The organism is Pantoea sp. GbtcB22 (assembly GCF_019091025.1).
GTDB classification, from domain to species: domain Bacteria; phylum Pseudomonadota; class Gammaproteobacteria; order Enterobacterales; family Enterobacteriaceae; genus Pantoea; species Pantoea leporis.
Genome location: NZ_JAGXKB010000258.1, coordinates 1 through 267, shown reverse-complemented (window position 1 = coordinate 267; position 267 = coordinate 1). Strand labels below are relative to the sequence as shown.

The window sequence follows — 267 nt, the reverse complement described above, 5'->3', positions numbered from 1 at the left end:
CCATCGGCAATGCATCATCCAGTGCCAACGCAGGTTGATACATCCAGTGCATGGCAGCGTCAACGTCACGGGCAAATAATTGCAATACGGCATCCAGAATTTCGTACACCTGATACACGCGCGCACCTTGCTCCACCGAAAGTTGCGATCCGGCTTTCTCGCGGCGGCGATAGGTATTGCGGTCGATAGAGACCATTTGGGCCACATCCAGTGGCGTTGCTTTCAGCACCGTGGCCGCGCGTTCAACGATGGCGACATCCAGACCTT

General features: G+C 55.8%; 1 pseudogene. It reads right to left on the bottom strand.

The annotated features are described in order from the left end of the window. Window positions 1-267: pseudogene (locus tag KVT28_RS25260) on the bottom strand (toxin-antitoxin system antitoxin subunit); the annotation flags it as partial.